Annotated in this window: 18 protein-coding genes; 9 read left to right on the top strand and 9 right to left on the bottom strand. The window is 74.5% G+C overall.

The window, feature by feature from the left end; translation table 11 throughout:
- Window positions 1-28 precede the first annotated feature (28 nt).
- A complete protein-coding gene (locus POF43_RS23040; RefSeq protein ID WP_271323986.1) occupies window positions 29-772 on the bottom strand; it encodes an SDR family oxidoreductase in 744 nt (247 codons plus the stop codon).
- 227 nt (window positions 773-999) lie between these two features.
- On the opposite strand from POF43_RS23040, the gene POF43_RS23035 reads away from it, so the two are divergent.
- The gene (locus POF43_RS23035) at window positions 1,000-1,839 is read left to right on the top strand and encodes a helix-turn-helix transcriptional regulator (protein ID WP_271323985.1); all 840 of its coding nucleotides are present in this window, start codon (window positions 1,000-1,002) and stop codon (window positions 1,837-1,839) included.
- 94 nt (window positions 1,840-1,933) lie between these two features.
- Here the strand turns inward: POF43_RS23035 and POF43_RS23030 are convergent, their stop codons facing one another.
- Window positions 1,934-2,584 (bottom strand): TetR/AcrR family transcriptional regulator, encoded by a 651-nt coding sequence (locus POF43_RS23030; RefSeq protein WP_271323984.1) that lies wholly within the window; start codon window positions 2,582-2,584, stop codon window positions 1,934-1,936.
- 163 nt (window positions 2,585-2,747) lie between these two features.
- On the opposite strand from POF43_RS23030, the gene POF43_RS23025 reads away from it, so the two are divergent.
- A complete protein-coding gene (locus POF43_RS23025; RefSeq protein ID WP_271323983.1) occupies window positions 2,748-3,572 on the top strand; it encodes an NAD(P)H-binding protein in 825 nt (274 codons plus the stop codon).
- A 602-nt stretch (window positions 3,573-4,174) separates the two neighbouring features.
- Here the strand turns inward: POF43_RS23025 and POF43_RS23020 are convergent.
- The 6 genes from POF43_RS23020 to POF43_RS22995 form a co-directional block, all read right to left on the bottom strand.
- A complete protein-coding gene (locus POF43_RS23020) occupies window positions 4,175-4,624 on the bottom strand; it encodes a roadblock/LC7 domain-containing protein (RefSeq protein WP_303658599.1) in 450 nt (149 codons plus the stop codon).
- A gap of 13 nt (window positions 4,625-4,637) precedes the next feature.
- Window positions 4,638-5,417, bottom strand: coding sequence for a transcriptional regulator (locus tag POF43_RS23015; RefSeq protein WP_271317978.1), 780 nt, complete (start codon window positions 5,415-5,417; stop codon window positions 4,638-4,640).
- Window positions 5,414-5,770, bottom strand: coding sequence for a hypothetical protein (locus POF43_RS23010; RefSeq protein ID WP_303658604.1), 357 nt, complete (start codon window positions 5,768-5,770; stop codon window positions 5,414-5,416). Before POF43_RS23010 ends, POF43_RS23015 begins: the two co-directional genes overlap by 4 nt.
- A 759-nt stretch (window positions 5,771-6,529) precedes the next feature.
- Window positions 6,530-8,677 carry a xanthine dehydrogenase family protein molybdopterin-binding subunit gene (locus tag POF43_RS23005; protein WP_271323943.1) on the bottom strand — a complete coding sequence of 716 codons (2,148 nt, stop codon included), beginning with the start codon at window positions 8,675-8,677 and terminating at the stop codon, window positions 6,530-6,532.
- The gene (locus POF43_RS23000; protein ID WP_271323942.1) at window positions 8,674-9,666 is read right to left on the bottom strand and encodes an FAD binding domain-containing protein; all 993 of its coding nucleotides are present in this window, start codon (window positions 9,664-9,666) and stop codon (window positions 8,674-8,676) included. Before POF43_RS23000 ends, POF43_RS23005 begins: the two co-directional genes overlap by 4 nt.
- Window positions 9,663-10,220 (bottom strand): (2Fe-2S)-binding protein, encoded by a 558-nt coding sequence (locus tag POF43_RS22995; RefSeq protein ID WP_271323941.1) that lies wholly within the window; start codon window positions 10,218-10,220, stop codon window positions 9,663-9,665. Before POF43_RS22995 ends, POF43_RS23000 begins: the two co-directional genes overlap by 4 nt.
- Before the next feature lie 387 nt (window positions 10,221-10,607).
- Here POF43_RS22995 and POF43_RS34955 point away from each other — a divergent pair, with 387 nt between their 5' ends.
- The 3 genes from POF43_RS34955 (at window position 10,608) to POF43_RS22980 (ending at window position 13,643) form a co-directional block, all read left to right on the top strand.
- Window positions 10,608-11,081, top strand: coding sequence for a CGNR zinc finger domain-containing protein (locus tag POF43_RS34955; RefSeq protein WP_271323940.1), 474 nt, complete (start codon window positions 10,608-10,610; stop codon window positions 11,079-11,081).
- A gap of 167 nt (window positions 11,082-11,248) precedes the next feature.
- On the top strand, window positions 11,249-11,836 hold the full coding sequence (locus POF43_RS22985; RefSeq protein WP_271315481.1) for a PadR family transcriptional regulator: 588 nt from the start codon (window positions 11,249-11,251) through the stop codon (window positions 11,834-11,836).
- A gap of 250 nt (window positions 11,837-12,086) precedes the next feature.
- Window positions 12,087-13,643 carry an FAD-dependent monooxygenase gene (locus POF43_RS22980; RefSeq protein ID WP_271323939.1) on the top strand — a complete coding sequence of 519 codons (1,557 nt, stop codon included), beginning with the start codon at window positions 12,087-12,089 and terminating at the stop codon, window positions 13,641-13,643.
- A 247-nt stretch (window positions 13,644-13,890) separates the two neighbouring features.
- On the opposite strand, the gene POF43_RS22975 is transcribed toward POF43_RS22980, so the two are convergent.
- Complete coding sequence (locus POF43_RS22975; protein WP_271323938.1) at window positions 13,891-14,568, bottom strand: TetR/AcrR family transcriptional regulator; 678 nt, start codon at window positions 14,566-14,568, stop codon at window positions 13,891-13,893.
- Between the two features lie 415 nt (window positions 14,569-14,983).
- Here POF43_RS22975 and POF43_RS22970 point away from each other — a divergent pair, with 415 nt between their 5' ends.
- From POF43_RS22970 to POF43_RS22955, 4 genes are all read left to right on the top strand, one after another.
- A complete protein-coding gene (locus POF43_RS22970) occupies window positions 14,984-16,582 on the top strand; it encodes an acyl-CoA carboxylase subunit beta (RefSeq protein ID WP_282704728.1) in 1,599 nt (532 codons plus the stop codon).
- Window positions 16,579-16,836, top strand: a complete 258-nt coding sequence (locus POF43_RS22965; RefSeq protein ID WP_271326135.1) for an acyl-CoA carboxylase subunit epsilon — start codon at window positions 16,579-16,581, stop codon at window positions 16,834-16,836. The genes POF43_RS22970 and POF43_RS22965 overlap by 4 nt, the downstream gene beginning before the upstream one ends.
- A 110-nt stretch (window positions 16,837-16,946) precedes the next feature.
- The gene (locus tag POF43_RS22960; RefSeq protein WP_282704732.1) at window positions 16,947-18,716 is read left to right on the top strand and encodes an acetyl/propionyl/methylcrotonyl-CoA carboxylase subunit alpha; all 1,770 of its coding nucleotides are present in this window, start codon (window positions 16,947-16,949) and stop codon (window positions 18,714-18,716) included.
- Window positions 18,717-18,978: 262 nt separating this feature from the next.
- On the top strand, window positions 18,979-20,478 hold the full coding sequence (locus POF43_RS22955) for a carbohydrate binding domain-containing protein (protein WP_271324771.1): 1,500 nt from the start codon (window positions 18,979-18,981) through the stop codon (window positions 20,476-20,478).
- Window positions 20,479-20,545 lie beyond the last annotated feature (67 nt).

The following is a 20,545-nucleotide window of genomic DNA, read 5'->3' as shown; positions in this document are numbered from 1 at the left end:
GGAACGTCAATTCACGATGTGCGGTCGCTCAGTGGCCCGCCAGCAGCTTCAGCACGTCGTCGTAGCGGCCCTCGGCCTCCGCGAAGCGCAGGAAACGCACCTGGTCCACCAGCACCTCGCGGACGTCGGGGTCCTGGCGCAGGATCTCCATGGTCGCGTCGAGGAAGTCCTCCAGCGGCATGGCCTGCTCGCTGTCGGTCTGGCCCATCAGCGAGGTCCGCACGGCGGGCGGGGCCAGCTCGACGACCTGGACCGGGGTGCCGGCCAGCCGCACCCGCAGGCTCTCGCTCCAGGAGTGCACCGCCGCCTTGGTCGCGCTGTACGTCGGCGTGGCCGGCAGCGGGACGAACGCCAGCCCGGAGGAGACGTTGAGCACCGCGGCGTCGTCGCGCTCCAGCAGCATCGGCAGGAACGCCGACAGCATCCGCAGCGGGCCCAGCAGGTTGGTGGCCACCGTCCGCTCGGCGATCTCCAGCGAACCGGGATCGCGCGGGTCCTCCGCCAGCATGATGCCCGCGTTGTTGACCAGCACGTTGACCTCGGGGAACGAGGCCGCGACCGTCTCGCGGGCAGCCGCGACCGAGGCCGGATCGGCCACGTCCAGCACCAGCGTCGCGATCCCCGGGTGCTCGGCGGCGATCGCCCGCAGCCGGTCCTCGCGCCGGCCGGCGACGATCACCGTGTTGCCCGCCGCGTGGAACCGCAGCGCCAGGCCCAGGCCGATGCCCGAAGTGCCGCCCGTCACCAGGATGGTGTTGCCCGTCGTCCTCATCGGCGTTCTCCCTCACGTCCGTCGTCAGCGGTGCGCAGCAGCCCCGCGGCCTCCACCGTGCGGCGGCCGCGGACGCGGCGGCAGAGGAGCACTCATCAGCGGATCGGCGATCCGCGGATCGGCCACCCGCCCCTGACCAGGCGTAACGCCACAAACGCCAGGTCGCGCGCCGATCCAGGGAGTGGCGATCCCTGGATGAACCCGGCGCGGGGAGCCACCATGGGGACATGGACCGAGCAGCACTGGCAGACTTCCTGCGCCGGCGCCGCGAGACGCTGCACCCCGGCGACGTGGGGCTGCCCAGCGGCCCGCGCCGCCGCACCAGCGGGCTGCGCCGCGAGGAGGTCGCCGCCCTCACCGGCATGTCGACCGACTACTACGCCCGCCTCGAACAGCGCCGCGGCCCGCAGCCGTCCGAGCAGATGGTCGCCGCCCTCGCCCGCGGCCTGCGCCTGAGCCTCGACGAACGCGACCACCTCTTCCGCCTCACCGGCCACAACGCGCCCCGGCGCATCCTGCGCACCGACCACGTCGGGCCCGCGCTGCGCCGGGTCTTCGACCGGCTGGAGGACACCCCGGCCATGGTCATGTCCGACCTGGGCGAGACCCTGCTGCAAAACCGGCTGTCCACCGCCTTGTTCGGCGACCAGACGCACTACACCGGCCGGGCCCGCGCGGCGGTCCACCGCTGGTTCACCGACCCCGGCGAACGCCTCGTCTACCCCGAGCAGGACCGCGCCCACCACAGCCGCATCGTCGTCTCCGGGCTGCGCGCCGCGCTCACCTCGGCCGGCACCGACACCCGGGCCGCCGCGATCGCCGCCGAACTGCTCGAACGCAGCCCGGAGTTCGCCGCGATCTGGGAACAGCACGAGGTCGCCGTCCGCTACGACGAGCACAAGACGCTGCTGCACCCGGAGGTCGGCGCCATCCACCTCGACTGCCAGGCGCTGTTCACCGAGAACCAGGCCCAGACCCTGCTGGTCCTCACCGCCGCCGCCGGCACCGACGCCCACGACAAGCTGCGCCTGCTGTCGGTGCTCGGCGAGCAGCGGTTCACCCGCTGACCCGCGCCGCCCGCCGCGCCCCGGCAAGCCGCCGCCGGCCGGCGATCCGCTCGCGGGCCGGGGCCGCGGCCCGTTCCAGTGCCGGCCGCGCCCGCTACGCGCCCGTGCTCCCCGTCGTGAGGTGGCCGACGACGCGTGCCAGCTGATCGGCGTAGAACTCGTGGTCGCCGCCGATGAGTTCGTCGGAGGCCGCCGCCAGCAGCACCGGGGCGCTGACCATGCCCATGATGGCCAGCAGCAGTGCGGCCGGGTCGAGGTCGGCCGGCAGTTCGCCGGCGTCGCGGCGGCGGCGCAGGTCCTCGACGTCGGCGCTGTTGTCCGGCGGGGGCGCGGCGGTGTCGTCCAGCAGGAACCGCGCGGCCAGCCGCACCGCGCGGGGGTCGGCCAGCGCGGCCCGCAGATAGCGGGTGACCAGTTCCGGCAGGGCGGGGTCGTCGTCGCGGAAGCGGCTCTCGCGGCGCAGCCACTGCGCCTGCATCTGCTCGTACAGCCCCCGCTTGCCGCCGAAGTGGTAGCTGATGAGCTGCTTGTTCACCCCGGCGCGCGCCGCGATCGACGCCACCCTGGCGCCGGCGTAACCGTGCTCGGCGAACTCCTCGAACGCCGCCTCCAGCAGCCGCCGCCGCGATCGCAGGCCGGACGCCGTGCGGCCGTCCGCCGCCGTGCCGCTCCCGGCCGGCCCGGGAGCGGCCCCGGGCGGGGGAGCGGGGTCGGGCAGGGGAGCGGGGTCGTCGCTGCCGGTCATGCGGCCAGCCTATCTTCATCCGTTCGGATGATAAGGTATTCATCCGCCTGGTTGAAAACCAGGGTGCGGCGGTCGGCGCGGGACCGGCCACCGCCGCGCGACGCGGTACCCGATGCGAGACCCGAACGACCCGAACGGCTCCACCCGAACGAGGAGAACCCCCATGTCTGTCCTGGTCACCGGAGTACGCGGCGGCGTCGGCCGGCTCGTCGCCGACACGCTGCACGCGCGCGGGGAGGACGTACGCGGCGCCAGCTCGGACCCCGCCGGCCTCGCCGGCGCCGCCTTCCCGGTCCTGCCCGTCGACCTGCGCACCGCGCGCGGGCTCGCCGCCGCCCTCGACGGCGTCGACCGCGTCTTCCTGTACGCCGCCCACGACGGGGCCGACGAGATCGCGCGCCTGCTGCGCGAGGCCGGCGTCGAACGCGTCGTCGTGCTGTCCTCCGCCTCCGTCGAGATCCCCGGCGGCGAGGGCATCGGCGGACAGCACCAGGCCGTCGAGGACGCCGTGCGCGGGTACGGCGGCGCCTGGACCTTCCTGCGGCCGGGCGCCTTCGCCACCAACACGCTGCGCTGGGCGCCGGGCGTCCGCCACGGCCGCGTCGCGCTGCCCTACGCCGACGCCCACGTCGAGCCCATCCACGAGGCCGACATCGCGGACGCCGCGGTGGCCGCCCTCACCGGGGCCGGGCACGAAGGGCGTGCCTACTTCATGACCGGCGGCGAGTCGCTCACCCAGCGCCGGCAGGTCGAGCTCATCGCCGCCGCGGCCGGCCGCCCGGTCGCCGTCGAGGACCTCGACCCCGAGCAGTGGCGCGAGCAGGTCGCCGCCTTCATGCCCGCACCGGTGGCCGACACCCTCCTCGGCATGTGGCGCGGCGCGCTGGACGGCCCCGGCCGCACCGACGGCACCGTCCGCGACATCACCGGCGCCACCCCGCGCACCTTCGCCGACTGGGCCGCCGACCACGCCGACGCCTTCCGGTAACCGGCTCGCTCCGATTGCCTGAGGGTGCGCTCCGGCTCGGGTACGTCTCGCTCCGATCACCTGAGGGTGCGCTCCGGCTCGGGTACGGCCTCGCCCTCGGTTCGGGTACGGGTCCGTCCCCGGTTCGCGTAGGGGCCGGCCCTCAGCTCGCGTACGGTCCTGCTCCGGCTGGGGTACGGCCCGCCCCGGCGCACCCGCCGCCCAACGGCACCCCGCCGCTCCGGCCCAACAACAGCCCGCTTGCTACCCGTTGGCGGATGCACGTCGCGCGGTCGGCGACCCCACCGCGGCCGGGGTTCGGAGGCGGTGGCGAACGGGCCGTCCCCGTAGCGCCGTTGACCGCACCGGACGCCGCCAGCCGCGCGCGTCCCGGGCCCGCCGACCGTTCGGCCGATCACCCGGCGGACGAGACCGGGCCCTGGGGACGCCTCCGCGCGCACTACTGTTTTGACGCTACGTCAGATAGCTGATGCGGCCCCGATCATGGGAGTTGATGACGAGGCACCGCCCGCCGGACGCACCGGCGACGGATCAAGCGCGCGATGGGCGTCCCGCCCGTGACGGCCGCGTCCGGATGGAGCTGCGGGGTGGGACGCGGACGGTCAGACGTCCGGTCGCCCGGAGGCCGGCTGAACCGGTCGCGCGGCCGGCGCCGGCCGCACGGCCCCCCGCGGTGCCGCCAGCGCGGAACCGCAGCGGCGGGCCTCCAGGTGCAGCCGGCCCACGTTGATCCGCGGCTCGGCCAGGACCGCCAGTACCCGGGAGGCCCCGGCCGCGTACACCCCGACGTAGCCGTCCTCGCCGCGGATCAGCAGTTCGCGGAACGCCCGGCGGCCGGTCACGTCGACCAGCCGCAGCGCGACGCCCAGGGCCGCGGCGACCAGCGCGGCGATCCCCTCCGGCTCCACCCCGGGGGCGTCCTCGGCCAGCACCAGGCCGTCCACACCGGCCGCGATCACTCCGGTCACCCCGGGCAGGCGCGACCGCAACCTCCCCAATTCCTCCAGCACTTCGGCCTCGTACGCCACGTCCGTCCTCCGTCGGCTCGCCATCCGGTCCTCCGTCTCACAGCCTGGCCTCCAGCGCGTCGCGCACCCGGCGCAGCGTCGCCACGTCGAGTGGGCCCGCCGCCGCCCCGGGGTCGGGCGGTGCGCTCGGCGCCGGTCGCGCGGGCGGCCGCTCCGGCTCCGCCGACGGCGTGGCGACATGCCCGAGCGCCGCCAGCCGCCGCACGTCGACCAGCGTGTGGAACGCGGGCCTGCCCAGCGCCGCCGCGATCCCGGCCGGGGTCAGCCGGCCGTCCGCCAGGTCCAGCACCGCCGCCCGCCGCACCGGCGGCCGGGGCAGCCGTGCCGACGCCGCCCGGCGCACCACCGGCGCGGTGTCCAGCGCCGGATGCGGCCACACCGCCTCCAGGTACCGCCGGCGCCGGGCCGTCTCGCGTTCCAGCTCCCGCAGCGGCACCGAGCGCAGCGCGCCGAACCAGTGCCGCACGCCGGGCCGGAACCACGACGGGCCGTCCGACGGCCCCAGGACGAAGAACGCGGCGTCGAACAGCGCGCTCAGCCCGGCGATCTCCACCGCGCCGGTCGACAGCCGGCAACTGTCCACCAGGGCACGGGCGATCGCGCACCGCGCCCCGGCCCGCTCCACCGCCTCCTGCCACACCGCCACGGGCAGCCGCCCGCCCGCCGTCAGCAGCCAGCCGATCCCCGGACTGAACGGGCTCTCCGCGTGCACCGCCACACCGTCCACCAGATACAGCGTCCCGGCGTCGCGCAGCAGCGCCCCGGTGGCCCGCTCACCGGCCAGGCGTGCCAGCGTCTGCGACAGCGGTCGCGTCATGCCGGCACGAGCCGTTCGGCCAGCCCCCGCAGCCGCAGCATGGCCATCGCGAGGTTGGCGTGCGCCCGGTCCAGCCACAGGTGCAGGAACAACCCGCCCTCGTACGGCGCCTCGACGAACCGCAGCACGTGGTAGCCGTCCCGGGTCACCACCACGACGTCCTCGACGGGTGTCCCCGCCCCGGAGGCGCCGTCGGCCGTGAGCACCTCGTGTTCCGCCGCGGCCCGGGCGAACTCCGCCATCCCGGCCGCCACCGCCTCGTGGTCCCCGCCCGGCGCCTCGCCGATCCGGCCGAGCGCCAGACCGCTGATCCACTCCACCAGTGCCGCGCCGCGGGCGCCCGGTAACGCCATGGCGTCCAGCAGACACTCATCGATCCCGGACACACGTATCCCCTTCACGCACCTGCTCGGGCCCACCGCGTCGGCGGCGGTGACGACGAAGTTACGGGAGCGCCGGGACGTCCGGACGACTTCCGCCATTTTCCTGCGGCACATGCCAATCACCCGCATAGGATGAACACGGCCGGGCCTGCGCCCGCGATCCGCGCCGCCGCGAGCCCCTACGCCCGCCCGGCGCCGCGCCGCCCGCCACCCCCACCGCGCCTGCGCCACCGGTACGCCCCGCCGAGCGGGCGGCCATGCCGGGCGGGACGGAAACTACGCTTTTTGGGGGAACGCGGTCGTCCCCCACCAGGCCGAGCCGGTCCGGACGCCGCCGGGTCCCCCGTCGGCGGACGCGGCCGGGCGGACACGCGGACGCGCGGCGCGGGCCGGCCGGGGCCGGCGTGCTCAGGACCTGGCGCCGGCGCTGCGTCCCAGCCGGCATCAGGATGTCGACGGCTGCGCGCAGGACGCCGGCCGGGACCCCGTCAGCCGTCCGGAACGACAGCCCGTTGAGGAACGTGTGGTAGTGCGCCGTCGGTGCGTCGGTGCGTCGGTGCGTCGGTGCGTCGGTGCGTCGGTGCGCCAGCGCGTCGGTGGCGGCGCCGGCGGGAGGCTCGCCCTCCTCGACGGCGGCCCGCCACGCGAGAGCCGGAACCGACCCCCGCCACGCGGCACGTGGAACCGGGCCCCGCCGCGGCGGCCGGCGGGCGGGCCCGGCCCCCGCGGTTACCGGGCGGCCGGGAACCCGCTCTCCAGCACCCGGTCGAGCCGTACCGGCAGGGCGCGGTGGCGTACGCCGGTCGCGTGCCAGACGGCGTTGGCGATGGCCGCCGCGGTGCCGGCGATGCCGACCTCACCGACGCCCTTGATGCCGGACGGGTTGCTGTCGTCCACGTCCTCCACCCAGTCCGCCTCGATGTCGGGTACGTCCGCGTGCGCCGAGATGTGGTAGCCGGCGAAGTCGGAGTTGACCAGGGCGCCGAGCGCCTCGTCCCGCGCGCCCTCCTCGTGCAGCGCCATCGACAGTCCCATCGTCATACCGCCGACGAGCTGGCTGCGGGCGGTCAGCGGGTTGACGATGCGCCCGGCGGCGAACATGCCCAGCATCCGCCGCACCCGCACCTCCCCGGTGCCGGTGTCCACCGCGACCTCCGCGAACTGGGCGCCGTAGGACTGCCGTTCCTGCTTGCCCAGCGCGCCGATCGCGTCGGTGGTGTCGCCCCGCCCGGTCACCCCGTCCGGCGGGACGCGGTCCACCGACGCCAACCGCTCGCGCAGATCCGCCGCGGCCGCGGTCACCGCCCACGACCAGGACGCGGTGCCCTTCGAACCGCCCGCGAACCACGCGGCCCCCAGCCGGCTGTCCGCGATCCGCATCCGCACCGACTCCGGCGGCACCCCCAGCGCGTCCGCCGCCACCAGCGCCAGCGCGGTCCTGGCACCGGTGCCGATGTCCGCCGCGCCGACCGAGACGGTGTAACTGCCGTCCGCCCGCGCGGTGATCGCCGCCGTCGACGGCAGCGCGCCCGCTCCGTAGGACCCGCAGGCCACCCCGGTGCCCAGCAGCCAGCGGCCCTCGCGCCGGGTGCCCGGCCGCGGATCGCGGTCCGCCCAGCCGAAGCGCCGCGCGCCCTCGCGCAGACACGCCGCCAGGTTGCGGCTGCTGAACGGCAGCCCCGAGACCGGCCCGGCCGACGGCTCGTTGCGCAGCCGCAGCTCCACCGGGTCGACCCCGACGGCCTGCGCCAGCTCGTCCATCGCCGACTCCAGCGCGAACGACCCCGCCGCCGCGCCCGGCCCGCGCATCCAGCCCGGGGTCGGCAGGTCGAGCGGTACGACCGTGGTGCGGGTGCGGATGGCGTCCGCCGCGTACATCACGTTGCTGGCCTCGGTGTTGCGCTCGACGTACTCCTGGATCGTGGAGGTGAACGCCGCCGTCGCGTGGTCGATCGCCCGCAGCCTGCCGGTGGAGTCCGACGCCAGCCGCAGCCGCTGCTCGGTGGCCGGCCGCAGCCCGGTGGTGGAGAACACCTGGCGCCGGGTCAGCGCCACCCGCACCGGGCGGCGCAACAGCGTGGCCGCCATCACCGCGAGCACCAGCTGCGGCCCGACGCCCTTGGAACCGAAACCGCCGCCCACGTGCTCCGCGCGGACCCGCACGATCTCCTGGTCCAGGCCGAACAGCGTCGCCAGCACCCGCGCGACCATGAACGACCCCTGGTTGGAGTCGACGACCTCCAGCCGGCCGTCCTCCCACCGGGCCATCGACGCGTGCGGCTCCATCGCGCTGTGGTGTTCCTCCGGCGTGGTGTAGCGCTGGTCGACCACCACCGGGGCCGCCGCGATCTCCGCCTCGACGTCGCCGAGGTCCGCGTCCGGCCGGGCCGGTGCCGCCGGGGCGGGCCGGCCGGCCGGATGCCCGGCCCGGAACACCGTGTCGTGCGGCTCCTGCGCGTAGGTGACGGTCAGCGCCGCGGCGCCCGCCCGCGCCTGCTGCGGGGTCCGCGCCACCACCAGCGCCACCGGGCGGCCCACGTGCGGCACCCGGTCGTCCTGGAGCAGCTGCAACTGGCCGTCCGGGCCGAACAGGCCGGCCGGGTGCAGGCGCGGCGCGTTGCCGTGGTGCACCACGCCCAGCACGCCCGGCATGCCCAGCACGGCCGCGGTGTCCATCGACGTGATCCGCCCGCGCGCCACCGTCGACAGCACCAGCCAGCCGTGCGCCAGCCCGTCGAACGGCACGTCGGCGGCGTAGCGCGCGGCGCCGGTGACCTTGTCGCGGCCCTCCAGCCGGGTCCGCGCGGTGCCGACCGCGCCCCCGGCCGGCGCGACGACGCCCCCGTCGGTCCGCGGACGCGCGGTGGTGTCGGTCATCGGGCTGCCTCCTCGGCGAGTTCGGTCAGCACCGACACCATGAGGTTGCGCAGCAGCGGCACCTTGTACCCGTTGTGCGGCAACGGGCGGGCCGCGGCCAGTTCGGCGTCGGCGGCGGCGCCGAACGCCCGCGCGGTCGCCGGGGCGCCGGTCAGCGCCCGCTCGGCGGCGTGCGCCCGCCACGGCCGCGAGGCGACGGCGCCGAACGCCAGCCGCACGTCGTGGACCACGCCGTCGCGCACCTCCAGCGCCGCGGCCACCGAAGCGGTCGCGAACGCGTACGACGCCCGCTCGCGCACCTTGCGGTACCGCGACCGGGCGGCCACCGGCGCCGCCGGCAGGCTCACCGCGGTGATCAGCGCGCCGGGCGGCAGCGACGTCTCGCGGTGCGGTGTGTCGCCGACCGGCGGATACAGGGCGGCGTACGCCAGCTCGCCGGGTCCGGCGCCGGTCTCGTAGGACACCACCGCGTCGAACGCGGCCAGCGCCACGCCCAGGTCGGACGGGTGCACGGCCACGCAGTGCTCGGACCAGCCGAGGACGGCGTGGTTGTGGTGCTCGCCGTCCACCGCGGGGCAGCCGCTGCCCGGCACCCGGCGGTTGCACGGCAGTGTGACGTCGGTGAAGTAGCCGCAGCGGACGCGTTGCAGCAGGTTGCCGCCGACCGTCGCGGCGTTGCGCAGCTGCCCCGACGCGCCGGCCAGCACGGCCTGCGCCAGCGCCGGGTAGCGGCGGCGGACCCCCGGGTGCGCGGCCAGATCGCTGTTGGTGACGGTCGCGCCGATCCGCAGTCCGCCGTCCGCGTCCTCCTCGACGGCGTCGAGCCCCAGGCCGCGCACGTCGATCAGCCGCTCGGGGGACTCCACCCCGCTCTTCATCAGGTCGACCAGGTTGGTGCCGCCGCCCAGGTAACGGGCCCCGGGCGCGGCGGCGAAGGCAGCCACCGCCCCGGCCACGTCACCGGCGCGCTGGTAGGCGAACTCCCTCACGCGGTCACCGCCGCGCTGTCCGTGCCGCGCGCGTCCGCCGCCTGGGCGACCGCCCGCACGATCGCGTTGTACGCCCCGCAGCGGCACAGGTTGCCGCTCATCCGCTCACGGATCTCCGCGGCGTCCAACGCGACCGGGCCGGCCTCGGGCCGTACGTCGGCGGTGGCCGCGCTGGGCCAGCCCGCCGCGTGCTCCTCGATGACCGCGACCGCCGAGCAGATCTGCCCCGGCGTGCAGTAACCGCACTGGTACCCGTCGAGGTCGAGGAACGCCTGCTGCACCGGGTGCAGCGCCTCGCCGTCCGCGATGCCCTCGACGGTGGTGATCCCGCGGCCCTCGGCGGCGACGGCGAACTGCAGGCAGGACAGGGCGCGGCGGCCGTCGACCAGCACGGTGCAGGCGCCGCACTGCCCGTGGTCGCAGCCCTTCTTGGTCCCGGTCAGGTCGAGACCGTCGCGCAGCGCGTCGAGCAGCGTCGTGCGGTTGTCGACCGTCAGGGCGTGCGCCTCGCCGTTGACGCGCAGGGTGATGGCGCTGGTGGTGCTGGGTGGCATGGCTTCTCCGCCGGACTTCGGGGCGTGCGGACCGGACGGACCTGTGGCGGTCCTCGTCGTCCTTCCGGACAGGTGTACGCGAGGAGGGGGCCCGCGCGCCCATGGAACTGGAGGATTCTCCGGTTGATCGATGGTAAGTGGACTGCCCTCCGCTTCGCAACCGTGCCGGAAGGCCGGCGGGCGTTGCCGCACGGCCGGACACGCGGGCCGTCCGCTGCGGGGGAACGCGCGGCGCGACCGGGACGAGATCCTCACCGCCGCCGGGCGGATGTCGGCCGGCCAGGGGCGGGACGCCGTCTTCGACCGCGTCGCCGGGGAGGCCGGCGTTCGGCACCGGCCCCCGCTACCGCGACTTTCCCGGAAAGCTCCCAGGGCTCGGCGGGCCCGGTGGACGTGAACGCCGCGCGGGTCGCCGAGCTCTACGCCGAAGCGCTGTCGCGGTGGCGGCCGACCGCCGCCGACGTCGGTGAGCTGAGGGCGGTGCGGGGCGACCTGCGGCGGGTGTTCGCCGTCATGCGGCAGGACCCGGACGCCGGCTCCCGGATGCTCAACGACGCCCTCGCGCGATACCGGGCCCTGCCCCGGATCAGCACCGGACACGACGCCCCGCACCTGCACTTCGAGGCGGCGGGGGAGGGCCTGGTGCACTGGCTCTCCGTCAGCATGCTGATGGCGGTGGTGCTCTTCGTCTGCGACGGCAACGCCGCACGCCTCGGCCTGTGCGCCTCGCGGAACTGCCGCCGCGCGTTCGTCGACCGCTCGAAGAACGCGCGGAAGATCTACTGCTCGGACGCCTGCGCCCACCGCGAGAGCGTCGCGGCGTACCGCGCGCGCCGCAGACAGGGCGGTCCGGACGCGTAGGGCGGCCCGTGCGGACGGTCGGCGCCGCAATGATTAATCGGGTCCGAGTAATCGAGTACGATCGCTCGTACCCGACTAACCGCGGTGCCGCCATGACGCGTTCCGCGGCGGAAGGTCGGCCACGAGTCCCGTCCGCGCGTTCCGCGCGGCCGACCGCAAGGAGTGAGATGCCGGTCAAACGACCCGCCAACCCGCTGGCCCTGGCGCTGCTGGGGCTGTTGCTGGAGCAGCCCGCCCATCCGCACGCGATGGCGGCGGCGTTGCGGGAACGGGGGCTGGACCAGGTCTTCAAGGTGACGACCGGGTCGCTGTACGACACGGTGCGGGTGCTGGCGCGCGACGGCTGGATCGAGGCGGCCGACACCGAGCAGGTCGGCGGCCGGCCGGCGCGCACCGTCTACCGGCACACCCCGCAGGGGCGGGAGTACTTCACGCAGTGGTTGGACGAGCTGATCCGCGAGCCGTTCCAGGAGTACCCGCGCTTCCTGTCCGCCGTCAGCTACCTGGGCGCCCTGGGACGGCGCCGGGCGGCGGAGGCGCTGCGGGAACGGGCCGCCGCCCTGCACGACCGCCTCGACGAGGGCGAACGGGCCCACCGCCGGGCCCTGGAGGAGCACCGGGCGCCGCGGCTGTTCGTCATCGAGGCGGAGTACGCGCAGGAGATGATCCGCGCGGAGCTGGCCTGGGTACGTCGCGTGGCCGGCGAGATCGAGGACGGCACGCTGGAATGGCCGGAGGCCCCCACCGGTGCCTGACACGACCCCGCGCGTGCCCTGCCCCGCACCGAGCACGCCGCGTCCGGTGCCGATCACGCCTCCGGTGCCGCACGTAATGTCGGACACGCCTCCGGTGCTGAGTACGCCTCCGGCACCGCTCACAACGCCGACCACGCCTCCGGTGCCGCACGTAACGTCGGACACGCCTCCGGTGCCGCACGTAACGTCGGACACGCCGCCTGCGCCGACCACGCCTCCGGTGCCGTTCGCAGCGTCGGACACGCCTCCGGTGCCGACCACACCGACGCCCACGCTCCGGCACGCCGACGTCCTGATCATCGGCGCCGGTCCCGCCGGGCTGACGCTGGCCTGTGAGGTCGCGTCGGCCGGGGTGCGTACCGTGCTGCTCGAACGGGACCCCGAACCGCCCGGCTACTGCCGCGGGTTCAATCTCAACGCCCGCAGCCTGGAGTTGCTGGACCGGCGCGGTCTCGCGGACCGTTTCCTGGCCGAGGGGCCGACCGTGCCGGCCACCGCGTTCGTCGCGGGCGCCGGACTCGACCTGGCCGCCATGCGCACCGGGCACCCCTACGCCCTGGGGATCGCGCAGACCAGGGTGGAGGAACTGCTGGCCGAACGGGCCGTGGAACTGGGTGTGCGCGTCCTGCGCGGGCACCGGCTCACCGCGCTGCGCCAGGACGCCGAGGGGGTGACCGCCGACGTCGACTCCCCGCAGGGGCCCACCCGTTGGCGCTGCGGCTGGCTGGCCGGCTGCGACGGCGGGCGCAGTACCGTGCGCAAGCTGGCCGGCATCGGCTTCCCCGGCACGCCCGCGCGCCGCTTCACCCTGCTCGGGGACGTCGTCCTGGCGGACCCGGAGTCGATCGCGTTCGGGATGACGGCCGGGCCGGGCGGTTCGCTGTTCGCCATCCCGCGGCCCGGCTACGTGCGGCTGATCACCGCGGACCCCCGGCCGCCGCTGGACCGGGACGAACCGGTGACACCGGCCCGGTTCCAGCAGGCACTGGACCGCGTGCTGGGGCACCGCGTGGAGATCGCCGGAACGCGCTGGCTCACCCGGTTCGGCGACGCGGCCCGGCTGGCCGAACGCCTGCGGCAGGCAAGGGTGTTGCTGGCGGGCGACGCGGCGCACATCCATCCGCCCGCCGGCGCCGTCGGCGTCAACGCGGCCATCGACGACGCGATGAACCTCGGCTGGAAACTCGGCCTGGTGGCGGCCGGCCGGGCACCGGAGGAGCTGCTGGAGACCTACCACACCGAACGGCACGCGGCCGGTACCGCGCTGCTGCGCAACACCCGGGCGCAGTCCGTTCTGGCGGGCGGCGGCGAGGAGTTGGCGCCGGTACGCGAACTGCTCGCCGAACTCGCCCGGACCGCGGGGACGGCCGGACCCCTGGCGGAGACCATCACCGCCGTGGGCACGCGCTACCCGGTGGCCCACGGAAGCGGTCACCCGTGGGAGGGGCGGATGGTGCCCAACGTCCTTCTGGAGCACGACGGTTGCGGAGGCCGCGACGAACCGCTGCGTCTGGTCGGGCTGTTGGCCGCCGCACCCCGGGGAGCGCTGCTGCTGGCTGCCGGCGCCGGCACGCACGCCCTGCGGGAGACGGCACTGCCGTGGGCGGACCGGGTGACGGTCGCCTCGGCGCGGGCCGGCGAACTGCCGGACGCCGTCGCGGTGTTGGTCCGCCCCGACGGCCACGCCGCCTGGGTCGCGGCGCCCGGGGCCGACGCGACGCCCCCAACTGCCGCCGGGCGGCTGGGTGACGCGCTGCGCGAGTGGTTCGGCCCACCCCTGGACGTGCCCGCTCCGGCCGGCCGCTGATCCGGGCGCGGCGGCTCTGCCGGGTGCGCTCTACCGGCAACAGCCGCCGCACGCAGGCAAGGTGAGGGCACGTCAGTAGCCGAGGCCGAGACGGTGACGCCCTCGGGCCGGAGCGGTCGCCGCGGCTGAACCCGCATCCCGGGCCGGGGGCTCGATACCGCACGGGGGCGGGGTCGGGCCCTGGTCCAGCGCGGCGCGTGCGGCGGTCCGGCCGGGGTCGGCGGCCGCACCGCCAGGGGGCCTGCGGTCAGCCGTCGCCCTCCAGCAGCCGGCGCAGTTCCGGGAGCAGCGCGTCGAGCCCCTTGCCGGTGGAGAAGGCGACCACGGTGGTGCCCGGGGCGGCGGGGGAGGCCGCCGGGTCCGCGACCGGGAACAGGCCGATGACGTCGCGCATCGCGGCGTCCACCTCGGCGACCGGGTCGGCGGAGTCGCCGCGCAGCCAGCGCCGCAGGACGTGGTTGTGCGCGGCGACGACTGCCGCCGACATCAGTTCGGCACGCAGCGAGGACGCCCCCGAATCGCCCATCCAGCCCGCGATGAACTCCCGGAACAGCCGCTGGTAGCGGGCGACGCTGGCGATCTCGCGGTCCCGCAGCGCCGGGACCTTGCTGGTCAGCGCGTACCGGCGGCGCGCGAGGTCGCCCTCCTCCAGGTAGTGCAGCAGCACCAGGCGGACCGCGTCGGAGACCGCGACCAGCGCGGTGCCGCTGCTCGACGTCGTGAGCCGGCCGTCGATCCGCGCCAGCAGCCGGTCGTGGTCGGGGAAGATCACCTCTTCCTTGGAGCGGTAGTGCCGGAAGAACGTCGTGCGGCCCACCCCGGCCCGGTCGGCGATGTCGTCCACCGTGGTCTGCTCGTAGCCGCGCTCGTCGAACAGCTCGAAGGCGGCGCGCGCGAGCCGTTCCCGTGCGGTCTGCTTGGTCATGGCCGTCCATCCTCGCCGGTGATCCTGGCCGGGCGCCACTTGCCACCCGTCGTGGTACTGCGTACCGTCGTTACGGTATCCAGTGCCATGGGGGAGATCGCGCCATGCCGAACGGTCACCGGGAGTCCGGACCGCGGGTCCGGCCCGTCCACGGTCGCGCCGCCCTCGAACGCGGCGGGCCGGCCGGGGCCGGCGTCGACCGCCGCGCGCCGCGGGCAGCAGCGCTGGGTTCCGCTGCCGGCCGGTACGACGCCGTGCCGCCGACGCGTACAGCCCTCGCACCGCGCTGCGGCGGCGCCGGATTCGCCCGTATACCGCGCGACGTGCGGACAGTCCACGTTCCCCACGAGACGTTCTGAGCGCCCGCGTTCCCCCCTCGCGTTCAGTTCGTCCGTCCCGTTCCAGGAGGCACCGCATGTCCGCTCGACCGGATCCGACCGAGCCGGAGTACGACATCCACACCACCGCGGGGAAGCTGGCGGATCTGCGGGCGCGGGTCGAGCTGGCGACGCATGCCGGGTCGGCGCGGGCGGTGGACAAGCAGCACGCGAAGGGGAAGCTGACGGCGCGTGAGCGGGTGCTGCTGTTGCTGGACGAGGATTCGTTCGTGGAGCTGGACGAGTTCGCGCGGCACCGGTCGACGAATTTCGGTCTGGAGGGGACGCGTCCGTACGGCGATGGTGTGGTGACCGGGTACGGGACGGTGGAGGGACGTCCGGTGGCGGTCTTCTCGCAGGATTTCACGGTGTTCGGCGGTGCCCTGGGTGAGGTGTACGGGGAGAAGATCGTGAAGGTGATGGACTGGGCGTTGCGCAACGGGTGTCCGGTGGTGGGGATCAATGATTCGGGTGGGGCGCGGATTCAGGAGGGTGTGGCGTCGCTGGGGATGTACGGGGAGATCTTCCGGCGCAATACGCATGCGTCGGGGGTGATTCCGCAGATTTCCCTGGTGCTGGGTCCGTGTGCGGGTGGGGCGGTGTATTCGCCGGCGATCACGGATTTCGTGGTGATGGTGGACGGCACGTCGCACATGTTCATCACGGGTCCGGATGTGATCCGGACGGTGACGGGTGAGGAGGTGGGGTTCGAGGAGCTGGGGGGTGCGCGGTCGCACGCGTCGCGGTCGGGGAACGCGCATCACATGGCGGGGGACGAGAGGGAGGCGGTGGAGTACGTGCGGGCGCTGTTGTCGTACCTGCCGGGCAACAATCTGGAGGAGCCGCCGGTGGTGGCGCAGGTGGCGGATGTGGCGGTGGGTGCGGCGGACGCGGAGCTGGACGCGTTGGTGCCGGATTCGGCGAATCAGCCGTACGACATGCACGCGGTGTTCGAGCGGGTGCTGGACGACGGGGAGTTCTTGGAGACGCAGGCGTTGTTCGCGCCGAACATCCTGACGGGGTTCGGGCGGGTGGAGGGCCGGCCGGTGGGGGTGGTGGGCAATCAGCCGATGATGTTCGCGGGGTGTCTGGACATCGACGCGTCGGAGAAGGCGGCGCGGTTCGTGCGTACCTGTGACAGTTTCAATGTGCCGGTGCTGACGTTCGTGGATGTGCCGGGGTTTTTGCCGGGCACGGATCAGGAGTGGAACGGGATCATCCGGCGGGGGGCGAAGCTGATCTACGCGTACGCGGAGGCGACGGTGCCGCTGATCACGGTGATCACCCGTAAGGCGTACGGGGGTGCGTACGACGTGATGGGGTCGAAGCACCTGGGGGCGGATCTGAATCTGGCGTGGCCGACGGCGCAGATCGCGGTGATGGGCGCGCAGGGGGCGGTCAACATCCTGCACCGGCGCGCGCTCGCGGAGGCCGATGATCCCGAGGCGTTGCGGCAGGAGCTGATCGCGCGGTACGAGGACACGCTGCTGAATCCGTACGTGGCGGCCGAACGCGGCTACGTCGACGCGGTCATCGCCCCGTCCGAGACCCGCGTCCACATCGTCAAGGCCCTGCGCACCCTGCGCAACAAGCGCGAGACCCTCCCGCCCAAGAAGCACGGCAACATCCCGCTGTGAACGGCACCGGACTTCCCACCGCTCCCGGCGCGGCGCGCGAACCGGCCGCCCCCGTGCGGTTCGACGTGACCCGGGGCGGCGCCACGCCCGAGGAACTGGCGGCGCTGGTCGCCGTCCTCACCGCGCTGCCGCGCACCCTTGTCCCCGGACCGGTGCCACCGGTCCTCGACGCCTGGAACGACCGCGGCCGCCGCCTGTCGCTGCCGCCCGTCCCCGGCCCCGGTACCTGGCGCGCCTGCGCGCTGCCCCGCTGACCTCGCGACGGGCCCTGCCCGCCGACCACGAACGGAGAGACCGTGAATATCCCGCCACCCTGGGAACGCCCCGGCCCCGGCACCTTCGCACCCACCCGGGAGCGGTCGTGCTGACGAAGGTGCTCATCGCCAACCGCGGCGAAATCGCCGTCCGCGTCGCCCGCGCTTGCCAGGACGCCGGGATCGCCAGCGTAGCCGTGTACGCCGAGCCGGACCGGGACGCGCTGCATGTGCGCGCGGCCGACGAGGCGTACGCGCTGGGCGGCGACACCCCGGCGGGCAGTTACCTCGACATCGGCAAGGTGTTGAAGGCGGCGGCGGACTCCGGTGCGGACGCCGTCCATCCCGGGTACGGGTTCTTGTCGGAGAACGCGGAGTTCGCCCAGGCGGTGCTGGACGCCGGTCTGACGTGGATCGGCCCGCCGCCGCAGGCCATCCGTGACCTGGGCGACAAGGTGGCGGCCCGTCACATCGCCCAGCGTGCCGGTGCGCCGCTGGTGGCCGGCACCCCCGACCCGGTCTCCGGTGCCGATGAGGTGGTGGCCTTCGCCAAGGAGCACGGGCTGCCGATCGCGATCAAGGCGGCCTTCGGTGGTGGCGGGCGGGGTCTGAAGGTGGCCCGCACCCTCGAAGAGGTGCCCGAGCTGTACGAGTCCGCGGTGCGCGAGGCGGTGGCGGCCTTCGGGCGCGGCGAGTGCTTCGTGGAGCGATACCTCGACCGGCCCCGGCACGTGGAGACCCAGTGCCTGGCCGACACCCACGGCAACGTGGTCGTCGTCTCCACCCGGGACTGCTCGCTGCAGCGCCGGCACCAAAAGCTCGTCGAGGAGGCGCCCGCGCCGTTCTTGACCCCGCGGCAGACCGAGCAGCTGTACGCCTCCTCCAAGGCCATCCTGCGCGAGGCCGGCTACGTCGGCGCCGGCACCTGCGAATTCCTCGTCGGGCAGGACGGCACGATCTCCTTCCTGGAGGTCAACACCCGCCTGCAGGTGGAACACCCGGTCACCGAGGAGGTCTCCGGGATCGACCTGGTGCGCGAGATGTTCCGCATCGCCGACGGCGAGGCCCTCGGCTACGACGACCCGCCGCTGCGCGGACACTCCCTGGAGTTCCGCATCAACGGCGAGGACCCCGGCCGCGGGTTCCTGCCCGCCCCCGGCACCGTCACCCGCTTCGACGCCCCCACCGGCCCGGGCGTGCGCCTGGACGCCGGGGTGGAGGCCGGCTCGGTGATCGGCCCGGCGTGGGACTCGCTGCTGGCGAAGCTGATCGTCACCGGCGCCACCCGCGCCCAGGCCCTGCAACGCGCCGCCCGGGCGCTGCGGGAGTTCACCGTGGAGGGCATGGCCACCGCCGTCCCCTTCCACCGCGCGGTCGTCACCGACCCCGCCTTCGCCCCCGAACTGACCGGCAGCGACGCCCCGTTCACCGTTCACACCCGGTGGATCGAAACCGAGTTCGACAACACCATCCCCCCCTTCACCGGCGGCGCCACCGACGAGGAGGAGGGTGAGGGCGCCCGCGAGACGGTCGTCGTCGAGGTCGGCGGCAAACGCCTCGAAGTCACCCTGCCCGCCTCCTTCGGCGGCGGAATCGCCCTGGCCGCGCCCGGCACGAAGAAGACCCCGCGCCGCAAGGCCGCCAAGAAGTCCGGCGCCGCCTCCGGCGACACCCTCGCCTCACCGATGCAGGGCACCATCGTCAAGGTCGCGGTCGAAGAGGGCCAGGAAGTCGCCGAGGGCGACCTCATCGTGGTGCTGGAAGCGATGAAGATGGAACAGCCCATCACCGCCCACCGCACCGGCACTGTCAAGGGCCTGACCGCCGACGTCGGCGCCTCCGTCTCCTCCGGCGCCACCCTCTGCGAGATCAAGGACTGACCCCGACCACGACCACGAACGAGGGGGCCCGGCCGCATGCGGCCGGGCCCCCTCGCACGTGCGCGAAGCACCCCGCCGCCCGGTTGAGGCCGTGACGGCGGTGTGCCGCGATGTCTTGACGGTACATCCGGTCTCGGCCATCTTGGACTAGACCAATCCGCGTCGGAGTCCGGGTTCCCGCCACGCCGCGCGGTTCTCCGCCCTGCCCCCACACCACGGCGGTTCCGGCCGTGTGCCGCCGCCTCGTTCCAGGGAGACCGGTATGACCCTCACCGGAAAACGCCGGCGGCCGGCTCCGCTGGTCGCCGCGCTCGCGGTCACGGCCCTCGCGGTCGGCACGCTCGCCGCGACCGCCGGACCGACCCTCGCCGCCACCGGCACCCACCCGGCGGACACCACCCAGCTGCTCGGCAACGCCTCGTTCGAAAGCGGCCTGTCCGGCTGGAACTGCGCGGCCTCCGACCAGGCCGTCACCAGCCCGGTCGCCGACGGCTCGCACGCGCTGTCCGGCACACCGACCGCCTCCGACACCGCGCAGTGCGCGCAGACCGTGTCGGTGCGGCCCAACTCCTCCTACACCCTGACCGCCCGGGTCCAGGGCTCCTACGTCTACCTCGGCGCCACCGGCACCGGCGGCACCGACCCGAGCACCTGGACCTCCTCGGCCGGCTGGACCACGCTGTCGACCTCGTTCACCACCGGCGCCTCCACCACCTCGGTCAGCGTCTGGGTGCACGGCTGGTACGGCGAGGGCACGTTCGGCGCGGACGACGTCGCCCTGACCGGTCCCGCGGGGGCCGGCGGCACGCCGACCGGCCCGACGTCGCCGACCGGTCCGACGTCCCCGGTCACCCCGGCCGACGGCGGCTTCACCCACCCGGTGTACCTCATGCCGCTGGACAACAGCCCGCAGTCGGTCTCCGACATCGTCAGCGGCTCCGGCGAGAAGCAGTTCCTGCTCTCCTTCGTGCTGGACTCCGGCAACTGCACACCCGCCTGGGACGGCGACAGCACGCAGACCGTCGCCTCCGACACCACCGTGCTCGCCGACATCCAGGCGATCCGGGCGGCCGGTGGCGACGCCGGCGTCTCCTTCGGCGGCTACAACGGCACCGAACTCGGCGCCACCTGCGGCAGTTCGGCCGCCCTGGCCGCCGCCTACCAGCAGGTCGTCACCAAGTACGGCCTCACCCACGTCGACCTGGACTGGGAGGGCGACGACCTCGACGCGAACATGGCGCTGCGCTGGGGAGCGATCAAGATCCTCGAACAGGACAACCCCGGCCTCACCGTCTCCCTCACCATCCCGATGACCACCGTCGGCCTGCCCGACACCGGCAAGGACGAGATCAGCCAGGCCATCGCCGACGGCGCCCGCATCGACGTCGTCAACATCATGGACTTCGACTTCGGCCTCACCAGCGGCACCGAGACCGCCGCCGCCGAGACCGTCGCCGACGACGTCAACACCCAGCTCCAGTCGCTCTACGGCTGGGACTCCGCCACCGCTTGGGCCCACACCTCGATCCAGCTCATGAACGGTCACACCGACCAGCCCAGCGAGCTGTTCACCCAGGACACCTTCAACGCGCTGCTCGCCTACGCCCAGGGCAAGCACGCCGCCGCCCTGTCCTACTGGGACGTCAACCGCGACCGGGCCTGCGACCCCAGCGTCCCGCACAACTGGGCCGACGGCGCGTGCAGCAGCGTCACCCAGGACCCGTGGGACTTCACGAAGATCATCACGCAGTACAACGGCTGACCGCGCACGGCGGTCACCGGTGGTGGGGGGGGCCGGCGGCCGCCCCCCCCCCCCCCCGTGCGGCCCC

The organism is Streptantibioticus silvisoli (genome assembly GCF_027947535.2).
Taxonomy (GTDB): Bacteria; Actinomycetota; Actinomycetes; order Streptomycetales; family Streptomycetaceae; genus Streptantibioticus_C; species Streptantibioticus_C silvisoli.
This window is presented reverse-complemented; position numbering and strand designations above follow the sequence as displayed.